We start from the raw sequence: 19,041 nt of genomic DNA, 5'->3' as shown, positions 1-19,041 counted from the left end.
GGGGGGGGGAATAAGAGTCTCGAGGGACTCTTATTCCAACAAAATAGGCGCTAAATTCGGAAATAGAAGCTGCTAGACACCAACAACAAACTACACAACCAAATGGAGGAAATCATATGAACATCAATTTAACGGGCAAGATTGCGCTTGTAACAGGATCTAACGCAGGGATCGGTCGCGCTATCGCATTGGCATTGGCTAGCAATGGAGCTAAAGTTGGTGTGAATTGTTTGAACAACGTTGCGCAGGGGCAGGAAGTTGTAGCGGAAATTCAAGCAGCAGGCGGCGAAGCTGTCTTAGTGCAGGCAGATGTGACGAACTTGGAGCAAATCGATCGACTTGTTAATGAAGTGGAGCAGGCGCTTGGCGGTACGATTGATATTCTCGTCAACAACGCAGGTCACCTCGTACAGCGTGTGCAGAATGCAGAGATGTTCGAAGAGATGTATGACCGCATTATGGATGTGAATTTGAAAAGCACCGTGTTTATGTCCAAAAGAGTGCTGGCTGGCATGAAAGCCAAGGGCGGCGGCCGCATCATCAACATGACGTCTGTAGCAGCGCACAATGGCGGCGGACCGGGTTCAAGCATTTATGCAGCAAGCAAAGCAGCGGTGTTGACCTTCTCCAAAGGGTTGGCGAAAGAAGTAGCAGCCAGCGGAATTACGGTTAACAACGTATCCCCTGGTTTTATTGGCAATACAATGTTCCATGCGACATTTACGACGGATACGGCTCGTCAAGCTACGATCAACGGCATTCCGCTGCAGCGGGAAGGAACACCGGATGACGTGGCAGGCGCAGTGCTTTACTTGGCTTCCGATCTGGCTGCTTATGTAACGGGTGAAACGATCGAAATCAATGGCGGGATGATGATGCGATGAGTACGGCGCTGAGGCTAAGCGAAAAGCTGGAGCAACTGACTTGGGCAGGCCGTACAGCACAACGTTTAAAAGAGGAAATCGACGGGCTGCTGCAAGCAGGCAGCCTCTCGATTCCCAAAGAACCTGGGGGATGGTGGCACCAGTATGTTTGTCCACGCCACCACACCGAACTGGCGTTCGATCCGCTGCAAGTTGATGCGGCTGAATTTCACTGTCCGCATGGCTGCGTCATTGAAGGTGAGGAATACCACGGTGCTTGGCTCGTGTTCAAGCACCAGTCTTTGGCTCGCGTGGCTTTGCAGGCCGCCGCTGTTTATGCGGCGCTGGGCGAAGTATCCTATGCGTCGCTCAGCAAAAGACTGCTCGTCGAATACGCCGAGCAGTTCCCGCTTTATCCCGTGCATCCGGAGGCGCAAAGCTGGATGCTGAAGGGGCGCGCTTTTCACCAGGCGCTAACGGAAGCGATCTGGTCCACGACGCTGATTCGCGCGTACTTATTGCTGCGCGATGAGGGGGTTGCGTTCGAGGCGGCAGAGCAAGCGGCGATCGACGCGTTCTTAGGCTTGCTCGCCGGGAGCATGGAAGAATACCGGCACATCCTTATTCATGAGCGGAACAATGCGGAGAACAACTACACCGCTTGGCTGAACGCGTCATTGTCTTGCGTCTACGCCGCTCGCGGGGAGCAAGCGGCGCTGGAGGCGCTCATTGAAGGCCAGGGCGGCTTCAAACATCATCTATCGATCGGCGTGAAGCCTGATCAGATGGAGTTCGAGGGAAGCACGTATTATCACGTTTTCGTTCTTCGGGCGTACTTGATCTCTGCGGAGATGGCGCAGCGGTTCGGCATCGATCTCTACGCCACGACCGGCGCAGAGGGACAATCCATGCGCGGCATGCTCGAGGTCTTGGCCGATATGGCCGACGACCAAGGCGCTTTGCCCGCGCTGCACGACGGGCCGCTCGCGCGCGATCCCTACGCGCGCGAGATCGCCGAGATCGCGGAGCAGGGGCTCGCGATCTACGGCATCGCCGGCCTCGCGCCGGTGCTGCGCGAAGCTTACCGGCAGCTGGGCGCTGCCAGCGGGGAGCAGCTCGAAGCGCTGCTCTACGGCTCCGGCGAAGCCGCCGGCGTTACTTCGCCCGGTCCACGGCCGGCGCGGCTCTGGCCGGACTCCGGCTTCGTGCTTGGCCGTGCAGCGGGGAACCCGCTGTCGTTCCTCGCCGATTTCGGCGAGCATGGCGGTTCCCACGGCCACTACGACAAGCTGCATCTGACGCTGATGCACAAGGCGCAAACCTTGACGCCCGATTTGGGGATGGTGCCTTACGGCTCGTCCATGCGGAAATCGTGGTTTGCCGAAACGGCCAGCCACAATACCGTGTCGCTGGATGGCCGCTCACAAGCGCCTCATGAAGGGCGCTGTGTTCGCTATGAGGTAACAGAAACAGCGGTGTATACTTGGCTGCAGTCTACGGACGGCTACGAGGGCTGCACGATGAATCGTCATTTGCTGTTGACGGGAGAGTGGCTGCTCGATTGGTTCCAAGTCGAGCTGGCGGGTGAAGAATCGAAGCGCATAGAGTGGTGGATGCATCCCGTTGTTGAGCCGAAAGCCGGGCAGCAGCCGTATGGCATGGACGAAGTCTACACGCTTCTAATCGCAGCCCAGGATGCTCCCGCAGATGCCGTTGAATTGGAAAGACCGCTGCCCATTGTCGGTCAATACCTTGCTTCTGAAGCGGCCGACGGGAATGGCGCAGCTCAGCTGCACGCCTCTTATGAGCTGGGAGCTTCGCTTCATACGGAGGCAACCGTGTTCCATACGGCGCTTGTACAGCCAGGCGATGAGCTGCTGGCTATCGGGACACCGGGTGATGCTGTCGACCCGAGTCAGCCACTTACGGCAATGCTTCACCGCCGTCAGGATCGCCGTGCTGATTTTATCCATATTTACCGCGCAGGCAGCCCAGTAGAATTGACCCGCCTTTCGGACAAGGAAATCGCTATTTCCGTACCTGATCTTTCAGATAGCATCACACGTATTCAATTAAGGGATGATCAAGGCTTGCTTTTTATCTAGGAGAAGGCTTTAACTAAGAGAAGGCTTCACGTAGAGACAACCCTCGGGAGGAGAATGGATATGACACGACTGTCGCCATTATACGAACCGCAGAGCGGCGTATTAACCGTACAATACGAACCGAATGAGCAAACGGCTTTACTGGAGAATCCTCCTCGCTTCACGTGGATTCCAGCGCAGCTGGAGCAAGATCGCTATGTGCTGCAAATCTCGTCTACCGATGCGTTCGCGCAGGCAGACACGCTGACGATTCAACCAATTCCGTATAATTTGTATACACCGGATCAAGCGTTGGAGCCTGGCACCTACTTCTGGCGTTATGCGCTACTTGAAGAGGGAGGCTCACAAACCGCTTGGAGCCAAGTGCGCCGCTTCGAGGTACCGCCTCACTTGCCGGAAACTCCACTGCCAAGCCGAGAGCGCCGTTATGCGGAAGCAACTGCGAAGCATCCAAGACTGTGGCTGCAATCCGCGGAAATAGCGGCTTTTCGCAGTCAATTAGCTGTGGATCCAGCTTATTGCGGGTTTGACGTTTTTTATGATAAATCCGTTAAGCCTTGGATCGACCGTGAGCTGGTTGCTGAACCGCAGCCTTATCCAGGCAATAAGCGTGTTGCCAATTTGTGGCGCCAAATGTATATGGATACGCAAGAAGTGCTTTATGCGATTCGTCATCTTGCCGTGGCGGGTACTTTAATGGAAGATGACGCCTTATTGGATCGAGCCAAAACGTGGCTGCTGCATGTCTGTTCATGGGATGTAAACGGCACAACATGCCGTGACTACAACGATGAAGCTTCCTTCCGTATGGCAGGCGCGATAGCCTGGGGCTATGATTGGCTGCATGCCGTGTTATCCGAGGATGAGCGCGCGCTTGTGCGTCGTGTTTTGCTTGCGCGTACGCGTCAAATCGCCCAGCACGTTATCGAACATTCGAAGATTCATCATGTACCATTCGACAGCCATGCGGTGCGCTCGCTTTCGAGCGTTCTGGTACCTAGCTGCATTGCTTTGCTGGAGGAAGAGCCGGAAGTCCGTGAGTGGCTGGATTACACCCTTGAATACTATGCGTGCTTATATTCGCCTTGGGGCGGACCGGATGGAGGCTGGGCGGAGGGTCCGATGTATTGGACGACCGGGATGGCTTTTGTCACGGAAGCGATGAATTTGCTGAAGAAATATACGAATATTGATTTTTATAAAAGGCCCTTTTTCACGAAAACGGGGGATTTCCCGCTGTATGCCTTCAGCCCGGATACCCTTCGCGCAAGCTTCGGGGATCAATCCACGCTTGGCGATCCAGTCAGCTTAAAAACAGGATTTAACATCCGCCAGTTTGCCGGTGTCACCGGAAATGGTCTATATCAATGGTATTTCGAGCGGGCTCGGGAAACGGATACGGATTCCGAAATGAAATTCTACAACTACGGCTGGTGGGATTTCCGTTTCGACGAAATGGTGTACCGTCACGATTACCCGCAAGTAGAAGCGGTTGAGCCTACCGATGCCAATATAGAGTCGGTCAAATGGTTCCGCGACATTGGCTGGGTGGCCTTTCACTCACAAATGGCCGATCCGGAGCGCCATATCATGCTTCTGACGAAGAGCAGCAAGTACGGCTCTGTCAGCCATAGCCATGGCGACCAAAACGGCTTCCTGCTGCATGCCTACGGCGAACCGCTGGCCATCGAGAGCGGCTATTATGTAGCGTTCAACAGCACGATGCACATGAACTGGCGCAGACAGACGCGTTCAACGAACAATATTTTGATCGACGGACACGGTCAATATGCTGAGAAAAATAAAGTGCTGAACATGGCAGCCAACGGCTTCGTAGAAATCGCCGAGCAGCGCAAGGGATATGGCTACTCTCGCAGCAACGCCACAGCGGCGTATCTTGAGAACGTGCCGTATTTGGAGCGCTATGTGCGCGAATTGTATTTCTTCGGCACGTATGTTGTGGTTGTTGATCATATCGACCTGTCGCAGGCAGGTTCGGTCGATTGGCTGTTCCAGACCCTGTACGAGATGAAGCTGAACGGACAGAACTTCAAAGTCCAGGGCCGCAAAGCGGACATGGACGGTCGTTTCGTTTATTGCTCCTCCGGCGACTTGGAGCTGACGCAGCATCAAGGCTTTGCGGACGTCGATCCGGCCGAAATCGAGGGCTTGCCGCCGCATCGGCACCTGAAGGCGACAACTAAGCCGGCGCGCAGCCACCGGATTGCGACACTGCTCGTGCCGATCAAGCACGGCGAGCCGAAATACGTGTCCTACTTCATGGATGACCAAGGCTTCGACGCGCATATTTATTTCACCGAAGATGGTGTCACCAACAAAATTGAGGTTCCTAAGGCGTACTAGTTTTGTGCGACGCACTAGATGTAGAAATCGACTTTTCCTTGCTGATTCAGAGGGAGAGTCGATTTTTTTGTCCTTCTGGCTTCGGTTTCTGGTGGTGAGCCTGCTTTTTTAGCAGGCTCAGCAAGCACTGCCGCTGTATTCGCGGCTGAGCCCGCCATTCAGGCAGTCTCGACGTGAAAAAGGCGAGAAATGCCCGACTTTCGCAGTTGAGCCTGCTTTTTTGGCAGTCTCAGCGAGCACCCCCGCCGTATCGTCGACTGAGCCTGCTATTTTGGCAGGCTCAATAAGCCCGCCCGCCAAACCGTCAACTGAGCCCGCCTTTCAGCCACCAGATCCCCATATGAAGCTCCCACCCATCTGGAAGGAATAACCTCCTCGCCTAGCCATTTTCCATATACCTATAAAAAGTAAACATCAAACCTATAGTTCCCACATTGTAAGCACTCCCATTCTTGCGCAATAATAAGGACATCAAGATCACCAAACAAACGAGGGGGATTCACATTGGTAAAAAAATATAAAGGTCTTCAAGTTATCGGCGCAAGCTTACTGGCAATCAGCTTAACAGCATGTGGTTCAGGCAGCGGTACAAGCACGAGCACAGCAACACCAGATGCCAAAGCAGCAGCAACACCGGCGGCTACGACCAGCACAGTAGAGAAAAAAGAGAACATCACGATCACGTTCCAAAACATATATCCCGATCCAACGGACCCGAAAAACGGGATGTTGAAGAAAATCGTCAACGACTACCAAACGAAAAATCCGAACATCAAAATCGAGCTTGATTCCTTGAACACGGATCAACAAAAGCTGAAATTGAAAACGCAAGCGGCTTCCAAAGAAGTTCCGGATATCACGATCGTGAATCCAGCGGCGCAAATGAAACCTTTCGTTGATGCTAAGCTTTTCGCTCCGCTGAACGATATGGTTGAGCAAAACGGCCTGAAAGCAACGTTCCAAGACGGTATCCTTGACTGGTACACGTTCGACAAGAACATCTACGCGCTTCCAGACGGCAACAACATCGGACTTGTTTACTACAACAAAGACTTGTTCAAACAAGCTGGCGTTGAAGTACCAAAAACATTCGAAGAAATGGTTGCAGCTGTCAAAACGCTGAAAGGCAAAGGCATTCAGCCAATGGCCATCGGTGAGAAAGATTCATGGACCGGTTCCTTCTTGTTCATGAACGTCTTGCTTCGCACGAACGGCGGACCTGGCTTCCTGCAAGCGGTTGTTGACGGCAAAAAGACTTTCGCAGATCCAGCTTTCACAGACGCAGTCAGTAGCTTTGAAGATTTGATCCAAGCTGGCGCATTCCAAGAAGGCGCAACATCTTTTGACTACAACGCAGGTGAAAACTTGTTCAAAACAGGCAAAGCAGCTATGTACTACATGGGCAGCTGGGCAACAGGCGGTATCGAAACTTCTTCCGTTAACGGTAAAGTGGGCGTATTCAAATTCCCAACAGTTAAAGGCAAAGGCAACCCAGATGAGTTCATGTTGGCACCAGGCAGCGCGTTCGCAATCTCTGCAAACAGCAAACATTTGAAAGAAACCAAAGATTTCTTGAACTTCTTCATGCTTAACTTCCCTAAAGAAGCTTTCGCAGTTAAAGGCGCAGTAGGTATCGCACAAAAAGTAGACGGCGACTTCAAAGCAGCTGGTTACTCCGACATGGCGATGGAAGTGCTTGGCTTGTTCAAACAAGTAAAAGGCGGCGACTTGGCATTCGACAACACGATGAACCCAGGAACTGCACAAGGTCACTTAACTAGCATCCAAAACCTCTTCGTACAGAAGAAAGATCCTGCTGAAGTAGGGAAAGAACACCAAACAGCTTACGACACCAACAAAAAATAAGATGAATTAGCAGCCAAATCGGAATTTATCCTGAGCGCCGCGAGTGGGGCTGAGGGTAAATTCCGATTGGTATATGCCATGAAGGAGGCGAGCCTAGTGAATGTGTTAAGAGTCTCCAAGTGGACGATTGCCATGTTTGTACTGCCGTGTTTGATTATTTATGTCAGTCTCGTTTTTGTCCCGATTCTCGTATCGCTTTACAGCGGACTACTGGATTGGAATGGGATCGGCGATTCCACATTCGTCGGGTTTAAGAATTTTCACACTTTGCTTTTCGCAGACCCCGTGTTCTGGCCGTCTGTTCGCCGTACATTGATGTTTGCCGTGTTTTCCATGGCTGAAATTCCAGTCGCTTTAGGCGTGGCGATGCTGCTTAACCGTTTTATCAAAAAACCGAATTTTCTCGTTTCGAGTTACTTTTTACCGGTTATTTTATCCGTTGTTATCATCGGTCAATTGTGGAAAACGATCTATAACCCTGCCGCTATGGGGGGCATGCTGAATCAAGTGTTAGACATGCTGAACTTGCACAGCTGGACCCATTCGTGGCTGACAGAACCCAAGATTGCGATGTACTCGCTCTACTTCGTGGCACTGTGGCAGTACCTTGGTTATCATACATTGATCCAGTTTACCGGCATTCAGAACATCCCTGCTGATATTTATGAGGCAGCCCGGATTGACGGTGCAGAGGGGCTTAAAGCCGACTGGCATATTACCTTCCCTATGAATATTCCGATTTTCAAAATATCGATCGTCCTCGCCTTCATCGGCTCCCTGCAAGCTTTCGACATGGTCATGGTTATGACCGCAGGCGGCCCGGCGCATGCAACTGATGTGATCTCGACGCATATGTACAACATGTCATTCCTGTCCATGAAATATGGCTACGGAAGCGCGATTGCCGCCTTCTTGGTTGGTTTGTGCCTAATCGCAACGGTTGTTATCAATACGATTTTCAACAAACTAGAGAAAAGATTTTCATGAGGAGGGGAGTGTCGCCATGCAAACGGCAAGGGAGATAGCTGCGGCTAAACCTGCAACAATTCGGAGACGCAAACGCCTCTCTTTCGTCAAAATTATCGTCGTCGGATTTCTTTCACTGCTCGTGGTTACGCAAGTATATCCACTGCTTTGGCTCTTTATCTATTCGTTGAAAACGAATGAAGAAATTTTGTCGGGCAAATTTTTCGCCCTGCCGCACGCCCTGCAGTGGAGCAACTTCTCCGCTGCCATCGATGCGGGACATTACTTTCAATACTTGAAAAATAGTTTGTTCGTCACATCCGTGACGATGGTCTGTGTGATTCTGCTGGGCTCCTTGGCCTCCTTCGCGATTGCACGGTTCAAATGGAAATATGGCCAACTGGTCATGGTGATTTTCCTGATCGGGATGATGGTGCCGCTGCAAGCGACGCTGCTGCCGCTTATGATTATTTTCAAAAATTTGCACGCGCTGAACACGCATCTCTCGATCATTCTGCCTTATATTGCATTCCAAACGCCGATAGCGGTGTTCATCCTAAGTGGATTCATGAAATCCATTCCGGCTGAAATCGAGGAGTCCGCTGTCATGGATGGCGCGGGGGTTTTCCGGATCTTCTGGAGCATCATTCTGCCGATATCGATACCGCCGATGATGACGGTCTGTATTTTAACTTTCATTAATATATGGAACGAGTACATCCTCGCGGCGACGTTTATCTCATCCGAGCGGCTCAAGACGCTGCCTTTCGGGGTCAACAGCTTCGTGAGTCAGTATTCGGTCAACTACGGAGCCATTGGTGCATTCCTCGTTCTGGGCGCATTGCCCGTCATCATTATTTATTTCTTATTAGCTGATAAAATTACAAAAGGTATGGTAGCGGGAGCGGTGAAGGGTTAACTTCACCCCTCTCTTTTTTGCTATTTCGGAGGCGGTCTTGGTAAAATAGCCAGTAGCTACTGACGGAAAGGGGAACGACGATCCAGTGACACGGGGACTGCATTCCATTCATAATCGGCTGTTTTTACTCTTTATCTCCTGTATGTTAGTTCTCGTGCTCCTGGTGAGCGTGGTTTATTACAAGAAAACGACGGACATTATCCATAGTAAAATCAGTGATTTGGCAGAGAAAAACATTTCCCAAACGGTGGGTTTATTTGATTTGCTGCTTCAAGGGTATGACAGCATTACCAAGTCCCTTAACAGCAACTACGAAATGCTCAGGCTCATCCAGGAGCGGGATTCGAGCAGGGATGAGACCGTCAGCATTATTAATGAGCGAACGATTACGAATATTATTGGCGCTATATATTACTCGCGCGATGACATCGTAGGGATACATGTGGTGACCAATGCAGGTAAAAACTATAACTATGAACGCGGGTTTGACAGTGTCATTGATACGGATTACGCCACTTCGGAGTGGTATAAGAAGCTGATGGATTCTTCGGGAGAAATGGTGTGGCTGGGTCTCTATAAAGGTTCTGTCATCAACCGGTTTCAAAAGGATACGCTGTTCGTCTTCGGCCGCAAGCTTTACGACTTATCGGACCATCGGATGATTGGGGTCATGCTGATTGAAACGAATCCGCAGCCGATTCTGGCTGCACTCTCCAACGTCACGATCAGCCCGAACAGTCAGGTCTACATTGTGGACCGGGAAGACAGGATGATTGCCTCGACGGCAAGCGAGAAGGTGAGTATGCCGTCATTCGACGGACTGCCGCGTCCGCAAGCCAGTGAGATCATCGTGGACGACAGGACGGGTCAGCTCATTGTCGCCGCGAAGGCGAAGATGTCGGATTGGACGGTTTTTGGCTTGACGCCCAAAAGCGACATCAACGCAGAGGTCGTGAAAACACGGGAGTATCTATATGTCGTCATTCTTGTATTGATTCTGCTTTCGACCGTGCTGGCGAGCATCGTGTCCCGAAATATTGCTTCACCGCTCAAACTGCTCATTCGCGAGATGAAGCAAGTGGAGATGGGGAATTTCAAAGGCTCTGTGACGGTCAAATCGTTCGAGGAAATCAATTCCTTGGTTTCCTCGTTCAATCGCATGGTGAATCGGATGGATGAGCTCATTGAGCGTATCACGCTGTCCTCCATGAGCGAGAAGAACGCCGAGCTGCAAGCGCTGCAGTCGCAGGTCAATCCGCATTTCCTCTACAATACGTTGGATATGATCTACTGGATGCTGGATGAGCGTGAGAACGATCGATTGGGCAGAGTGATCTTGGCCCTATCCCACATGTTCCGGTACAGCAGCGACTGGCAGGAGGCCTCTAAGACGACGCTGAGACAGGAGCTGGATCAGATGCGGCACTACATGACGATTATTGAGAATCGGCTTGAAGGCAGAGTGAGTACGGAGCTGCACATTGATCCGGAATGTCTGGATGTCGTGCTGCCGAAGATGACGCTGCAGCCGATCATCGAGAACGCCGTCAAATATGGCCTCGAGCCGCTGGATCGACCAGGGACTCTTCAAGTCTCAACAGAACTCTGCGAGTATGAGCTGCGCATTATTATTGCTGATAATGGTGTTGGCATCGAAGAGAGTGCGCTGCGTCAGATGCAGGCCATGCTGGCAGCAGAATCAACCGAGAATGATGGTCAGAAAATGGCTGCCCTTCAGTTGGAAAAGATGACACCGGCCACCGACGTGAAAACCAGACGGGGCATTGGGCTTACCAATGTTCACAGGCGGATCGTTTTAATGTTCGGAGAAACCTACGGACTCCGTATTCATAGTAAACAAGGGGAGGGCACGACCGTTACGATTGCGATGCCGCTCCCCCGGAAAGGCGTGTAACCATGGACATTCTCATCGTAGATGATGAAACGGTCATTCGGGAAGGCATTCAGCGTACGCTTCAGAACCGCTTTCCAGAGCATAATATCCATCTGGCCGCGAATGCGGAGCAAGCTATAGCCCTGCTCCGCAGCCACCGTATTCAAATTGTACTTACCGATATCCTCATGCCGGGCATGACAGGCCTAGAGTTCATGAATATGTCGCGTACCCGTCACCCGCATGTGAAATGGGTGGTCATCTCCGCGTATTCGGAGTTTTCCTATGCGCAAGAGGCTGTACGGCTAGGAGCGAAGGATTACTTGCTGAAGCCGATTGGCAAAGAGGTTCTCGGCGATATGATCGGGAAGCTGAGCGAAGAAATCGCACGCGAGACAGAGCTGATCGAAGATGCCGAGCTGCTGAAGGCGAATCGCAAATATTTGCAGGAAGCCGTCTTCCAGCGATTCGCGCAAGGCTTGGATACCGGCCGCATTGATATGGGGCCTTTCATGGAACAGCACCCGTATTTCCACCTGATCATGGTCAAAATGGAGAGCGACAAGCCGGTCTTTCTCGAGAATTACATCATTGAGAATGTTCTTCAGGAGCTGATCGAGCGCTATGGCAAGGGCTTCGTGACCGTGCACGACAACAAGAGCCTGCTGGGCCTCGTCACCTTGCCGAGCGGTGCCAGCGTGAATCAACTGGTCGATGAGCTGCGCAGCCATCTAGTGAAATATTTGAAGGTTCCCTTTCAAATCATGAACACGGAGCTGATCGAGCAGTTCCAGGCTGTGCCGGCCGAGGTGCAGCGCATGCGTCAGGCATCCACGACGCAGGTCTATGAGCACCATGCCAGCGGCAGCGATCGCTCGATTGAAGTTGCGCTCCAGTATATGCGCACGCATTATCAGGCCGATCTGTCCCTGGAGAAGGTGGCCTCTATCGTCTACCTGAACCCCGTCTATTTCAGCCAGCTTTTCAAGCAGAAGACGGGGCAAGGCTTTAAGGAATATGTTACGCATCTTCGCCTGGAGCAGGCGAAACAGCTGCTGCTGAATCCCAAGTTGAAGTTGGCTGATGTCGCCGAACGCATTGGCTACCAAGACATGCGGCACTTCTCGCAGGTATTCCGCAAGAAGTATGGCGTAACGCCTTCGGATTACCGTCAGGAGCATACACAGATGGTTTGAGTCGTCAAGGGATTGACGCAAAGGAAATTCTCATGGAATTTTAAGGTTGGCCGTCAACGCTAGGCTTGGCGGGTCTTTCTTCACTTCCTGGTAAATCCCGGGAGGTTCAGGTGTGATATGGTAGTTCCAGGGGAAATACCCCGACCATCACACACGATCCATGAAGGAGGACATCCAATCATGCAAGCAATGAAGAAGAACCGCCTTAGCAAATCGTTAGTGGGGATCAGCCTAAGTTTATCCTTATTAACATCGGGGACCATGTTCCTGAATCCGCCTGCCGCTCAAGCTGCGACTGTCGACACAACCGCTGCTGCGAATGCCATAAGCTCCAGCAAAGCAGACAGTATTGTACGGACGGCGCAATCCTATATCGGCAAGGTCCGATACGGCTTTGGCGTCAGAGATACCAAACGACTCATCCTGGACTGTTCTGCTTTTACACAAATGGTATTCAGCCAGAACGGCATCACCATTCCCTGGGGCTCCAGCGCACAAACGCAGGTAGGGACAGTTGTGAAAAGTAAGGCAAACCTGCAAAAAGGCGATCTGGTTATGTTCAGCGTGAGCAAACCGGGTAGGATCAATCACGTCGGCATTTATATAGGAAACGGGAAGTTCATCAGCAACACGACAAGTTCGGGTGTCGTCATTCGTGATATGAACACAGGCTATTGGAAAGATAGATTCATTACTGGACGTCATCTATAATTTCATCCATCACGAAATCCTTGCCTAAGGCAAGAAGGTAGGGAAGCAGGGAGCTCATCATATTCGTATGGTGGGCTTTTTTGTTGTTTGCGAGGCTCGATGAGCTGCAAATGATCGAGGGATGTACCACGTTACCTGAAAAAGGTATAATGACGCTAACAGGATGTCTGAACATCCCTACTTTGGATAGATAAGGATTACTGAAATGGAAGTTAAAAAAAAGGATCCCCGAGTTATACGCACGCATCTGCTTCTTCGTAAAGCGCTGATTGAATTGATGGAAGAACGGGATTTCGAGCAAATTACCGTGCAGGATATTTCCGAACGCGCAACCGTGAAGCGGGCGACATTCTATTTGCATTTTGATGATAAGCAAGCATTAGCCCAGCAGTATATGAATGAGATATTGGAAGATCTCAGAGGGCACCTGTTTGTTGCTGATGCAGATGATCCCGACCAATTCGATATGCTGAGCGGACAAGCGCATCCAAGCTTTGTTCGGCTGTTTCATCAAATTGCCCAAAATTTCAACCTCTATTATGCCTTGCTGGTTAGAAATCGAGTGCCTTATTTCGCTTCCGCCTTGCTTGAGGTCATTCATGAGTTTATTTCCAAGGGCGTCGATTTCACAGAACCGGATGACCGCAATTTAACAGCGACAAGGGAAATCGTCGTCAAGTACGTGGAATCCGCATTTCTGGAGGTCATTATCTGGTGGGTCGCGAACAATATGCCTTATTCGGAAGAGGAGATTGCCGCGCATCTGATGAACCTCTCCATCCGAGGACCTTACAAGCAAATTCCTGAGAGAAAAAGTCGGATATAATTTGGGGGAGAGAATATGTTTCAGGGGGAGCGGGGCTGTGTAGGTAGATCCCGTTCCGATATTTCTTATAAATAGAAAAGGAATTGCGCTAAATTATTTGATAATTCATATCGCGCATGGTATAATCGTGGCAACAATTGAATTTGCTTTGGATGAAGACGGTCAAAAGCCTGTACTAAATCACTTGAACATACTCAAGGCTCAAGCGCAGTCCGGCGATCAAGATGCGCTTTGGATATTGCCCCGAATTACACGTGCATTGAATTTTGCGAGCAATCATGGAATTCCAGATGCGGTTGATATAGGCAAGGATACGGGGCATTTCGTGCCATATTCTTTGTCCATGTGCACGAAGGGCAGCAGATTCTCGTGTTCACACGTTCTGTACTTAAACAAGCAAGGTCTTCTGCTGATTTTGATACTGCGGTCCAAGAAACGGAAACAATGCTCCCTAATTTCTACACCGATCCGATGAAATACATTAATTTATGAAAGGGTGATTCACTGTGACTAAAAAATTAGGACAGGATTACGCCGATTTTTTGAAAGAGGCTAAGGAGATCCCAGAAGTACGAGAATATTTGAATTCCTTTTCTGTAATTATTGGCGATCTTGTAATGGCCAGACGTATTCAGTTAGGTTGGAGTCAAAAAGAACTTGCTGAAGCAGCGGGTACTACTCAACCGCGTATTTCTCAGATCGAAGCAGCTTATGATGGTGTGAAGATGGGAACAATCAACAAAGTATTTCGGGCACTTGGTCTGGCACAAATAAATCCTGGTTATCGTGAAGATGCTGCAGGAACGGAACTGGCCTTAAAATATTAACTCTTTTTTTGTTGGTATAAATATTGGGTTGCGAACTTCATTATCACAACAAAAATTAACATGAAATGTTAACTGCTTCCAAAGCCTGGAGATAGTGGCTAAGAAATCTGCGCACCTATTTACTAACTCCAACAACCTTACCACGCAAATCTTTCATAGCTAAGCTTCGAAATGTAGAATTATTGCTTCTAGACCAATCGTCACCTATTACGAAAACTTCGTTAGAGCCGACCGTAATCTCTTTCATGCCTTTTTTGAAAATCTCTTCGATAAGAGTTTCTTTTGCTTTTTCCTCCAAGTCACTACCTTTGAAATGTTCATAATCATAGCCTCGAATATGAGCCGACCCATAAAATGCATCCAATTTTGCTCCACCAATATAAATTTGTCCATTACTTATTTTTATTTTTTCATTTGGAAGCCCAACTACCCTTGAGACGATATTATCTTCATAGCAAACAATGTCCCCTCTTGCCACTGAGTGGGTTTTATAGTGTGAAACGTCTACAACAACATTTCTAGATAAATCATGTTGACCACGGTCCATAGCATCACTCATTGGGCTAATTGTTGTACCAATCTCTGGCGGTACTTTAGAAATCGCTTCAGTAGTGATTTTATCATCTACTACTTTTTCAGAGCATGATGAGAGTAATATGACTAGAAGAGCTGTAAACAGCAGTCGTTTCATTCTAATTCCTCCCCAAAAAGCAAAGACTGCAAGAAAGGTCCGAAGGGAAGGGAGCTTACATACAGTCTAGCTTTATTATGCTATTCACTGAGATTTTGAATGGAGATATTTGATACATCTACTTTTAGAAGAGATCAATCAAATTCAATATGCTTATCTAGTTAGTGATCAACTTCACATTAACATATTTGTAATTAGTGTATATTGCTAATTGGAAAATGCAAGCTGAGCCTGCCGAAGAGGCCGCCCCCAAGCGGAAATACCTAATTAGGGGCGGCCTCTCGTTCATTCATGGAAGCAGTTGGTCAAATCCTTACAAAGCAGTCCAGCCACCATCAATGACAAGCTCTGATCCCGTCATGAAACGCGATTCATCGGAAGCAAGGAATAGGACGCCGTACGCGACATCTTCCGGTTTGCCGAAGTATGGGAGCTGTGTGAACGTCTTGTAATACGGCATGGCATCCTTCATGGACGGTTCAGTCATCGGTGTGACGATAATGCCGGGGTGGACGGAGTTGACGCGAATGTTTTGTTTCGCATATTCAACCGCGGCGGATTTCGATAAGGCGCGCAGCGCGCCTTTGGCTGCTGTATACGGGCTTGATCCGGCCATCCCGACGATGCCGCCGATGGAGGAAATGTTAATGACGGAGCCTGCCCCGGCTTTTTGCATTTCCGGGAAAACATATTTCATCCCCAGCACGCAGCCTGACAGATTGATGTCCATCACGCGATTCCACTCGCTCATTTCGATATTCGCGATCGTTTTCGTCGACGAAATTCCCGCGTTGTTCACAAGGATGTCCACTTTGCCGAAGCGGTTGACCGTTTCTTGGACGATCTGCTGCCACTCTTCTTCCGAAGCAACGTTATGTTTGAATCCGATGGCTTCACCGCCGTTTTCATTAATTTCCCGAATGACTTCCTGCAGCTCGGCATCCTTAATATCCGTTCCTACCACTTTAGCGCCTTCTTGGGCAAAAAGCTTCGCTTCCGCAGCCCCCATGCCTAAGGCCGCCCCTGTAATAATAGCTACTTTTCCACTTAAACGTCCCATCTTCGATCCTACCTTTCTTTACGAAACTAGAATGATAAGCCACTGAATACCCATGTGTTTGTAAGCGGGTACCTGTTTACAGTATAGTATAAATGTGAAGTTATGTACACGATGTAAAATAAGTAAAAATGGAACCTATATCCTTTCCCATGGAATATGGCTTGGCCTGTTGACCTCTCCCGCGTATTAATGGTATATAAAAGAAAACCATCGCAAGGGAGCGAACCATCACAATGACGTTAAAGAATGCTTATGAGGATATTAAAAAGTTTCATGAAGCCTTTCAGCACCCGATCGGAACTTCCCCGCAGCGCTTATCCGAAAGCCGTAAAGCGGCTCGTTTGGCTTGGATGCAAGAAGAACTGAATGAGTACAAGGAAGCGGCAACGCTGGAAGATGAAGTAGATGCCATGATTGATGAGTTGTATTTTGTTCTGGGCACCTTAGTTGAGATGGGTGTAGAGCCTGGACCGGTTTTTGATATTGTGCATCATGCGAATATGTCCAAGGTATGGCCCGACGGTCTAGTCCATAAGAACGAATTTGGCAAAACCATTAAACCGCCATCTTGGCAGGACCCATTCGACAAAATTAGTGCTGAAATTCGCAGGCAGCAAGATAAATAAATAGAGGAGGCGCAGCATGAAATTTCATGTCAGGTTAAAAGAGCTGAGACAGCAGCAAAATCTTACTCTTCGCAAGCTTGGAGAGAAAGCTGGCGTCAGCTACTCGATCCTCAATTCGATCGAAAACGGTCGAATTGAGCCGTCGAAAGATGTCGTAATTGCACTCGCAATTGCCTTAAAAATAGAGGATCGAGAGGAACTCTTATCCTTAGCAATAAATCCCTCTGAGGGATAATTGCATTACATAAATTTGTGTGGTACAGTAGTAATAGTCTTAAAGGTAAAACCTGAATTGCGTATTGCAAAGGGTTATCATTTAAGTAAATGAAACCTTTTCCAATGTGTAATTTTTTTGTTCGAAACAAGAAAAAAGACATGTTAATAAAACTTTGGAGGTATTACCCATGGCAGTAGGAACAGTAAAATGGTTTAACGCAGAAAAAGGATTTGGCTTTATCGAAGTTGAAGGCGGCAACGATGTATTCGTACATTTCTCCGCAATCACTGGCGAAGGTTTCAAATCTTTGGACGAAGGCCAACGCGTTGAGTTCAACGTAGTTCAAGGCAACCGCGGACCACAAGCTGAGAACGTTGTAAAACTGTAAGCTCCAGCTTGCACAAATAGCATTCTCGAAGAACGGCTCTTAACATTCGTTGAGGGCCGTTCTTTTTTGCGTTCCACGGCAGCAGCGGCATACAAATAAGGAGCCCCGAAGGGCTCCTCATCCACACGTTCTTATTGATAATCTTTAGCTTTCTTCACAAGCTCTTCGTAAGCAGCTTCTGGCGTTATTTTGCCAAACATAATTTTCTCGCCGATATTTTTGAAATCCTTCGCTGTATAATTACTCCAGCCTTTAGCTCCCGCGTTGAAAGGTTGTGCGTCAGGAGCAACCGTTTTGATCAGCTCAATTTGCAATTTATCAGCAGGCGTTAACTTAGGTGTTAAGTACTCCAACATTTTTTTGGAGACGGGCACGCCTCGAGTAGTCGTTAATAGATCTGCGGCTTCGCTGTCATTCACGAACCAGTCGATGAATTTCTTGGACTCTTCGGCATATTTGGAATCTGCGCTGACCGACCAGAACATGGACGGCTTCAGGAAGCCGCTGGATTGCGGGCCTTTAGGCTGACTCACAAGGGAATAGGCAGACGGCTTAACTCCTTCATAGCCTGGGAATAATGCGGCAAAAGTACGTTTCATCAAAACGGTGTCATTGTTCATTAAATCCAGCTTAGCGTCAGACTCTTTGTCCGTAGTCGCGATCTCCGCAGGAGGTACAACTCCGGCTGTTCGAAGCTCCGTATATTTCTTGACGAAGGTTAAATAGGTATCTTTATCAAAGTTGAATTTGCCGTCGACGGTGATCGGGTAACCCTTGCCTTGACTGATTTGATAAGAGGAATACGTTGTGTAATCGCTTGTTGCATCCATCAACACATATTTGTCTTTTTCCAGCTTCGCTTTGGCGTCTTTGCCGAACTGGAAGTATTCATCCCAAGTCCAACTATTTTTAGGTGGTGTGATTCCCAGTTTATCAACGGCATTTTTATTGTAGATCATACCTGTAGCGTTATTCCCAAGCGGGATCGCATATAGCTTATCTTTGAATTTCCCGGAATCTACGAGAGATTTGTCGATATCTTCGGTGCGAATGCCTTTGGACAGCTCTGCGAGTTGATTTCTGCCAGCATATTCCGCAAGCCAAGCCGGGTCCATTTGGATAATATCCGGTGCATTTTTGGCAGCTGCTTGGGTAGCCAGTTTATCCGCATAGCCGTCAAACCCCGAAAACTCCGGTTCGAAGGTGACATTCGGATTCTTTTTGGTATAGGCATCTAGCGCTTTCAGCGTAGCGTCGTGTCTTGCTTGTGAGCCCCACCATACAATACGCAGCTTAACAGGCTGGGAGGCTGTAGCCGCCGGCGCCTTCGTTGCAGCAGGGCTGCTCGCCGCAGGTGTACTTGATGTATTTCCGGAACCACATGCACTTAGGGTCAGCGCTATTATGGCAGTCATCGAAAGCATGCTCCATTGTCTCATCTGCACTTTCATTGATAAATCCCCTTTCGCTACCTTATGATCTATACAGTTTCATTATAGAAATAACTCAAAAGAAGAAAAAG

Annotated in this window: 19 protein-coding genes; 15 read left to right on the top strand and 4 right to left on the bottom strand. The window is 49.2% G+C overall.

Features of this window, described 5'->3' with window-relative positions; translation table 11 throughout:
* Positions 1-116 precede the first annotated feature (116 nt).
* From BC351_RS23465 to BC351_RS23455, 3 genes are read left to right on the top strand one after another with little or no spacing between them, the layout of a single operon-like run.
* Positions 117-884, top strand: coding sequence for an SDR family NAD(P)-dependent oxidoreductase (locus BC351_RS23465; RefSeq protein WP_079415478.1), 768 nt, complete (start codon positions 117-119; stop codon positions 882-884).
* Positions 881-2,968, top strand: a complete 2,088-nt coding sequence (locus BC351_RS23460; RefSeq protein WP_079415477.1) for a heparinase II/III domain-containing protein — start codon at positions 881-883, stop codon at positions 2,966-2,968. The genes BC351_RS23465 and BC351_RS23460 overlap by 4 nt, the downstream gene beginning before the upstream one ends.
* A gap of 60 nt (positions 2,969-3,028) precedes the next feature.
* Positions 3,029-5,332: a DUF4962 domain-containing protein gene (locus BC351_RS23455; RefSeq protein WP_079415475.1), complete on the top strand. Its 2,304-nt coding sequence runs from the start codon at positions 3,029-3,031 to the stop codon at positions 5,330-5,332.
* 117 nt (positions 5,333-5,449) lie between these two features.
* On the opposite strand, the gene BC351_RS23450 is transcribed toward BC351_RS23455, so the two are convergent.
* The gene (locus tag BC351_RS23450; RefSeq protein WP_079415473.1) at positions 5,450-5,632 is read right to left on the bottom strand and encodes a hypothetical protein; all 183 of its coding nucleotides are present in this window, start codon (positions 5,630-5,632) and stop codon (positions 5,450-5,452) included.
* Positions 5,633-5,836: 204 nt separating this feature from the next.
* Here BC351_RS23450 and BC351_RS23445 point away from each other — a divergent pair, with 204 nt between their 5' ends.
* The 9 genes from BC351_RS23445 (at position 5,837) to BC351_RS23405 (ending at position 14,537) form a co-directional block, all read left to right on the top strand.
* Complete coding sequence (locus BC351_RS23445) at positions 5,837-7,198, top strand: extracellular solute-binding protein (protein WP_079415471.1); 1,362 nt, start codon at positions 5,837-5,839, stop codon at positions 7,196-7,198.
* Between the two features lie 96 nt (positions 7,199-7,294).
* Entirely contained in the window at positions 7,295-8,185 is an 891-nt protein-coding gene (locus BC351_RS23440; protein WP_079415469.1) for a carbohydrate ABC transporter permease, read from the top strand.
* A gap of 16 nt (positions 8,186-8,201) precedes the next feature.
* Positions 8,202-9,083, top strand: a complete 882-nt coding sequence (locus BC351_RS23435; protein WP_079415467.1) for a carbohydrate ABC transporter permease — start codon at positions 8,202-8,204, stop codon at positions 9,081-9,083.
* A gap of 85 nt (positions 9,084-9,168) precedes the next feature.
* A complete protein-coding gene (locus BC351_RS23430) occupies positions 9,169-10,998 on the top strand; it encodes a sensor histidine kinase (protein ID WP_079415465.1) in 1,830 nt (609 codons plus the stop codon).
* A 2-nt stretch (positions 10,999-11,000) separates the two neighbouring features.
* Positions 11,001-12,173: a response regulator transcription factor gene (locus tag BC351_RS23425; RefSeq protein ID WP_079415463.1), complete on the top strand. Its 1,173-nt coding sequence runs from the start codon at positions 11,001-11,003 to the stop codon at positions 12,171-12,173.
* Between the two features lie 180 nt (positions 12,174-12,353).
* Positions 12,354-12,884 (top strand): C40 family peptidase, encoded by a 531-nt coding sequence (locus BC351_RS23420; protein ID WP_079415461.1) that lies wholly within the window; start codon positions 12,354-12,356, stop codon positions 12,882-12,884.
* A 205-nt stretch (positions 12,885-13,089) separates the two neighbouring features.
* A complete protein-coding gene (locus tag BC351_RS23415; protein ID WP_079415459.1) occupies positions 13,090-13,710 on the top strand; it encodes a TetR/AcrR family transcriptional regulator in 621 nt (206 codons plus the stop codon).
* A 127-nt stretch (positions 13,711-13,837) separates the two neighbouring features.
* Positions 13,838-14,185 carry a hypothetical protein gene (locus BC351_RS23410; RefSeq protein WP_144028503.1) on the top strand — a complete coding sequence of 116 codons (348 nt, stop codon included), beginning with the start codon at positions 13,838-13,840 and terminating at the stop codon, positions 14,183-14,185.
* A 31-nt stretch (positions 14,186-14,216) separates the two neighbouring features.
* The gene (locus tag BC351_RS23405; protein ID WP_079415455.1) at positions 14,217-14,537 is read left to right on the top strand and encodes a helix-turn-helix domain-containing protein; all 321 of its coding nucleotides are present in this window, start codon (positions 14,217-14,219) and stop codon (positions 14,535-14,537) included.
* Between the two features lie 115 nt (positions 14,538-14,652).
* Here the strand turns inward: BC351_RS23405 and lepB are convergent, their stop codons facing one another.
* Both lepB and BC351_RS23395 read right to left on the bottom strand, forming a co-directional pair.
* Positions 14,653-15,228: a signal peptidase I gene (gene lepB, locus BC351_RS23400; RefSeq protein WP_079415453.1), complete on the bottom strand. Its 576-nt coding sequence runs from the start codon at positions 15,226-15,228 to the stop codon at positions 14,653-14,655.
* Positions 15,229-15,541: 313 nt separating this feature from the next.
* Entirely contained in the window at positions 15,542-16,288 is a 747-nt protein-coding gene (locus BC351_RS23395; RefSeq protein WP_079415451.1) for an SDR family NAD(P)-dependent oxidoreductase, read from the bottom strand.
* A gap of 233 nt (positions 16,289-16,521) precedes the next feature.
* On the opposite strand from BC351_RS23395, the gene BC351_RS23390 reads away from it, so the two are divergent.
* The 3 genes from BC351_RS23390 (at position 16,522) to BC351_RS23380 (ending at position 17,519) form a co-directional block, all read left to right on the top strand.
* Positions 16,522-16,914: a pyrophosphohydrolase domain-containing protein gene (locus BC351_RS23390; protein WP_079415449.1), complete on the top strand. Its 393-nt coding sequence runs from the start codon at positions 16,522-16,524 to the stop codon at positions 16,912-16,914.
* A 16-nt stretch (positions 16,915-16,930) separates the two neighbouring features.
* Positions 16,931-17,149, top strand: coding sequence for a helix-turn-helix domain-containing protein (locus tag BC351_RS23385; RefSeq protein WP_079415447.1), 219 nt, complete (start codon positions 16,931-16,933; stop codon positions 17,147-17,149).
* A gap of 169 nt (positions 17,150-17,318) precedes the next feature.
* Positions 17,319-17,519: a cold-shock protein gene (locus BC351_RS23380; RefSeq protein ID WP_028555213.1), complete on the top strand. Its 201-nt coding sequence runs from the start codon at positions 17,319-17,321 to the stop codon at positions 17,517-17,519.
* 131 nt (positions 17,520-17,650) lie between these two features.
* On the opposite strand, the gene BC351_RS23375 is transcribed toward BC351_RS23380, so the two are convergent.
* The gene (locus BC351_RS23375; RefSeq protein ID WP_079415445.1) at positions 17,651-18,970 is read right to left on the bottom strand and encodes an ABC transporter substrate-binding protein; all 1,320 of its coding nucleotides are present in this window, start codon (positions 18,968-18,970) and stop codon (positions 17,651-17,653) included.
* Positions 18,971-19,041: the final 71 nt, after the last annotated feature.

Source organism: Paenibacillus ferrarius (assembly GCF_002027705.1).
Classification (GTDB): domain Bacteria; phylum Bacillota; class Bacilli; order Paenibacillales; family NBRC-103111; genus Paenibacillus_E; species Paenibacillus_E ferrarius.
Note: the sequence above shows the minus strand (reverse complement) of the source record. Positions and strands in the feature narration are given on the sequence as shown.

Bases quoted from the DNA above. Each gene is read 5' to 3' on its own strand.
- BC351_RS23465 (WP_079415478.1), top strand. From the start codon at position 117: ATGAACATCAATTTAACGGGCAAGATTGCGCTTGTAACAGGATCTAAC.
- BC351_RS23460 (WP_079415477.1), top strand. From the start codon at position 881: ATGAGTACGGCGCTGAGGCTAAGCGAAAAGCTGGAGCAACTGACTTGG.
- BC351_RS23455 (WP_079415475.1), top strand. From the start codon at position 3,029: ATGACACGACTGTCGCCATTATACGAACCGCAGAGCGGCGTATTAACC.
- BC351_RS23435 (WP_079415467.1), top strand. From the start codon at position 8,202: ATGCAAACGGCAAGGGAGATAGCTGCGGCTAAACCTGCAACAATTCGG.
- BC351_RS23425 (WP_079415463.1), top strand. From the start codon at position 11,001: ATGGACATTCTCATCGTAGATGATGAAACGGTCATTCGGGAAGGCATT.
- BC351_RS23420 (WP_079415461.1), top strand. From the start codon at position 12,354: ATGCAAGCAATGAAGAAGAACCGCCTTAGCAAATCGTTAGTGGGGATC.
- BC351_RS23415 (WP_079415459.1), top strand. From the start codon at position 13,090: ATGGAAGTTAAAAAAAAGGATCCCCGAGTTATACGCACGCATCTGCTT.
- lepB (WP_079415453.1), bottom strand. From the start codon at position 15,228: ATGAAACGACTGCTGTTTACAGCTCTTCTAGTCATATTACTCTCATCA.
- BC351_RS23395 (WP_079415451.1), bottom strand. From the start codon at position 16,288: ATGGGACGTTTAAGTGGAAAAGTAGCTATTATTACAGGGGCGGCCTTA.
- BC351_RS23390 (WP_079415449.1), top strand. From the start codon at position 16,522: ATGACGTTAAAGAATGCTTATGAGGATATTAAAAAGTTTCATGAAGCC.
- BC351_RS23385 (WP_079415447.1), top strand. From the start codon at position 16,931: ATGAAATTTCATGTCAGGTTAAAAGAGCTGAGACAGCAGCAAAATCTT.
- BC351_RS23380 (WP_028555213.1), top strand. From the start codon at position 17,319: ATGGCAGTAGGAACAGTAAAATGGTTTAACGCAGAAAAAGGATTTGGC.
- BC351_RS23375 (WP_079415445.1), bottom strand. From the start codon at position 18,970: ATGAAAGTGCAGATGAGACAATGGAGCATGCTTTCGATGACTGCCATA.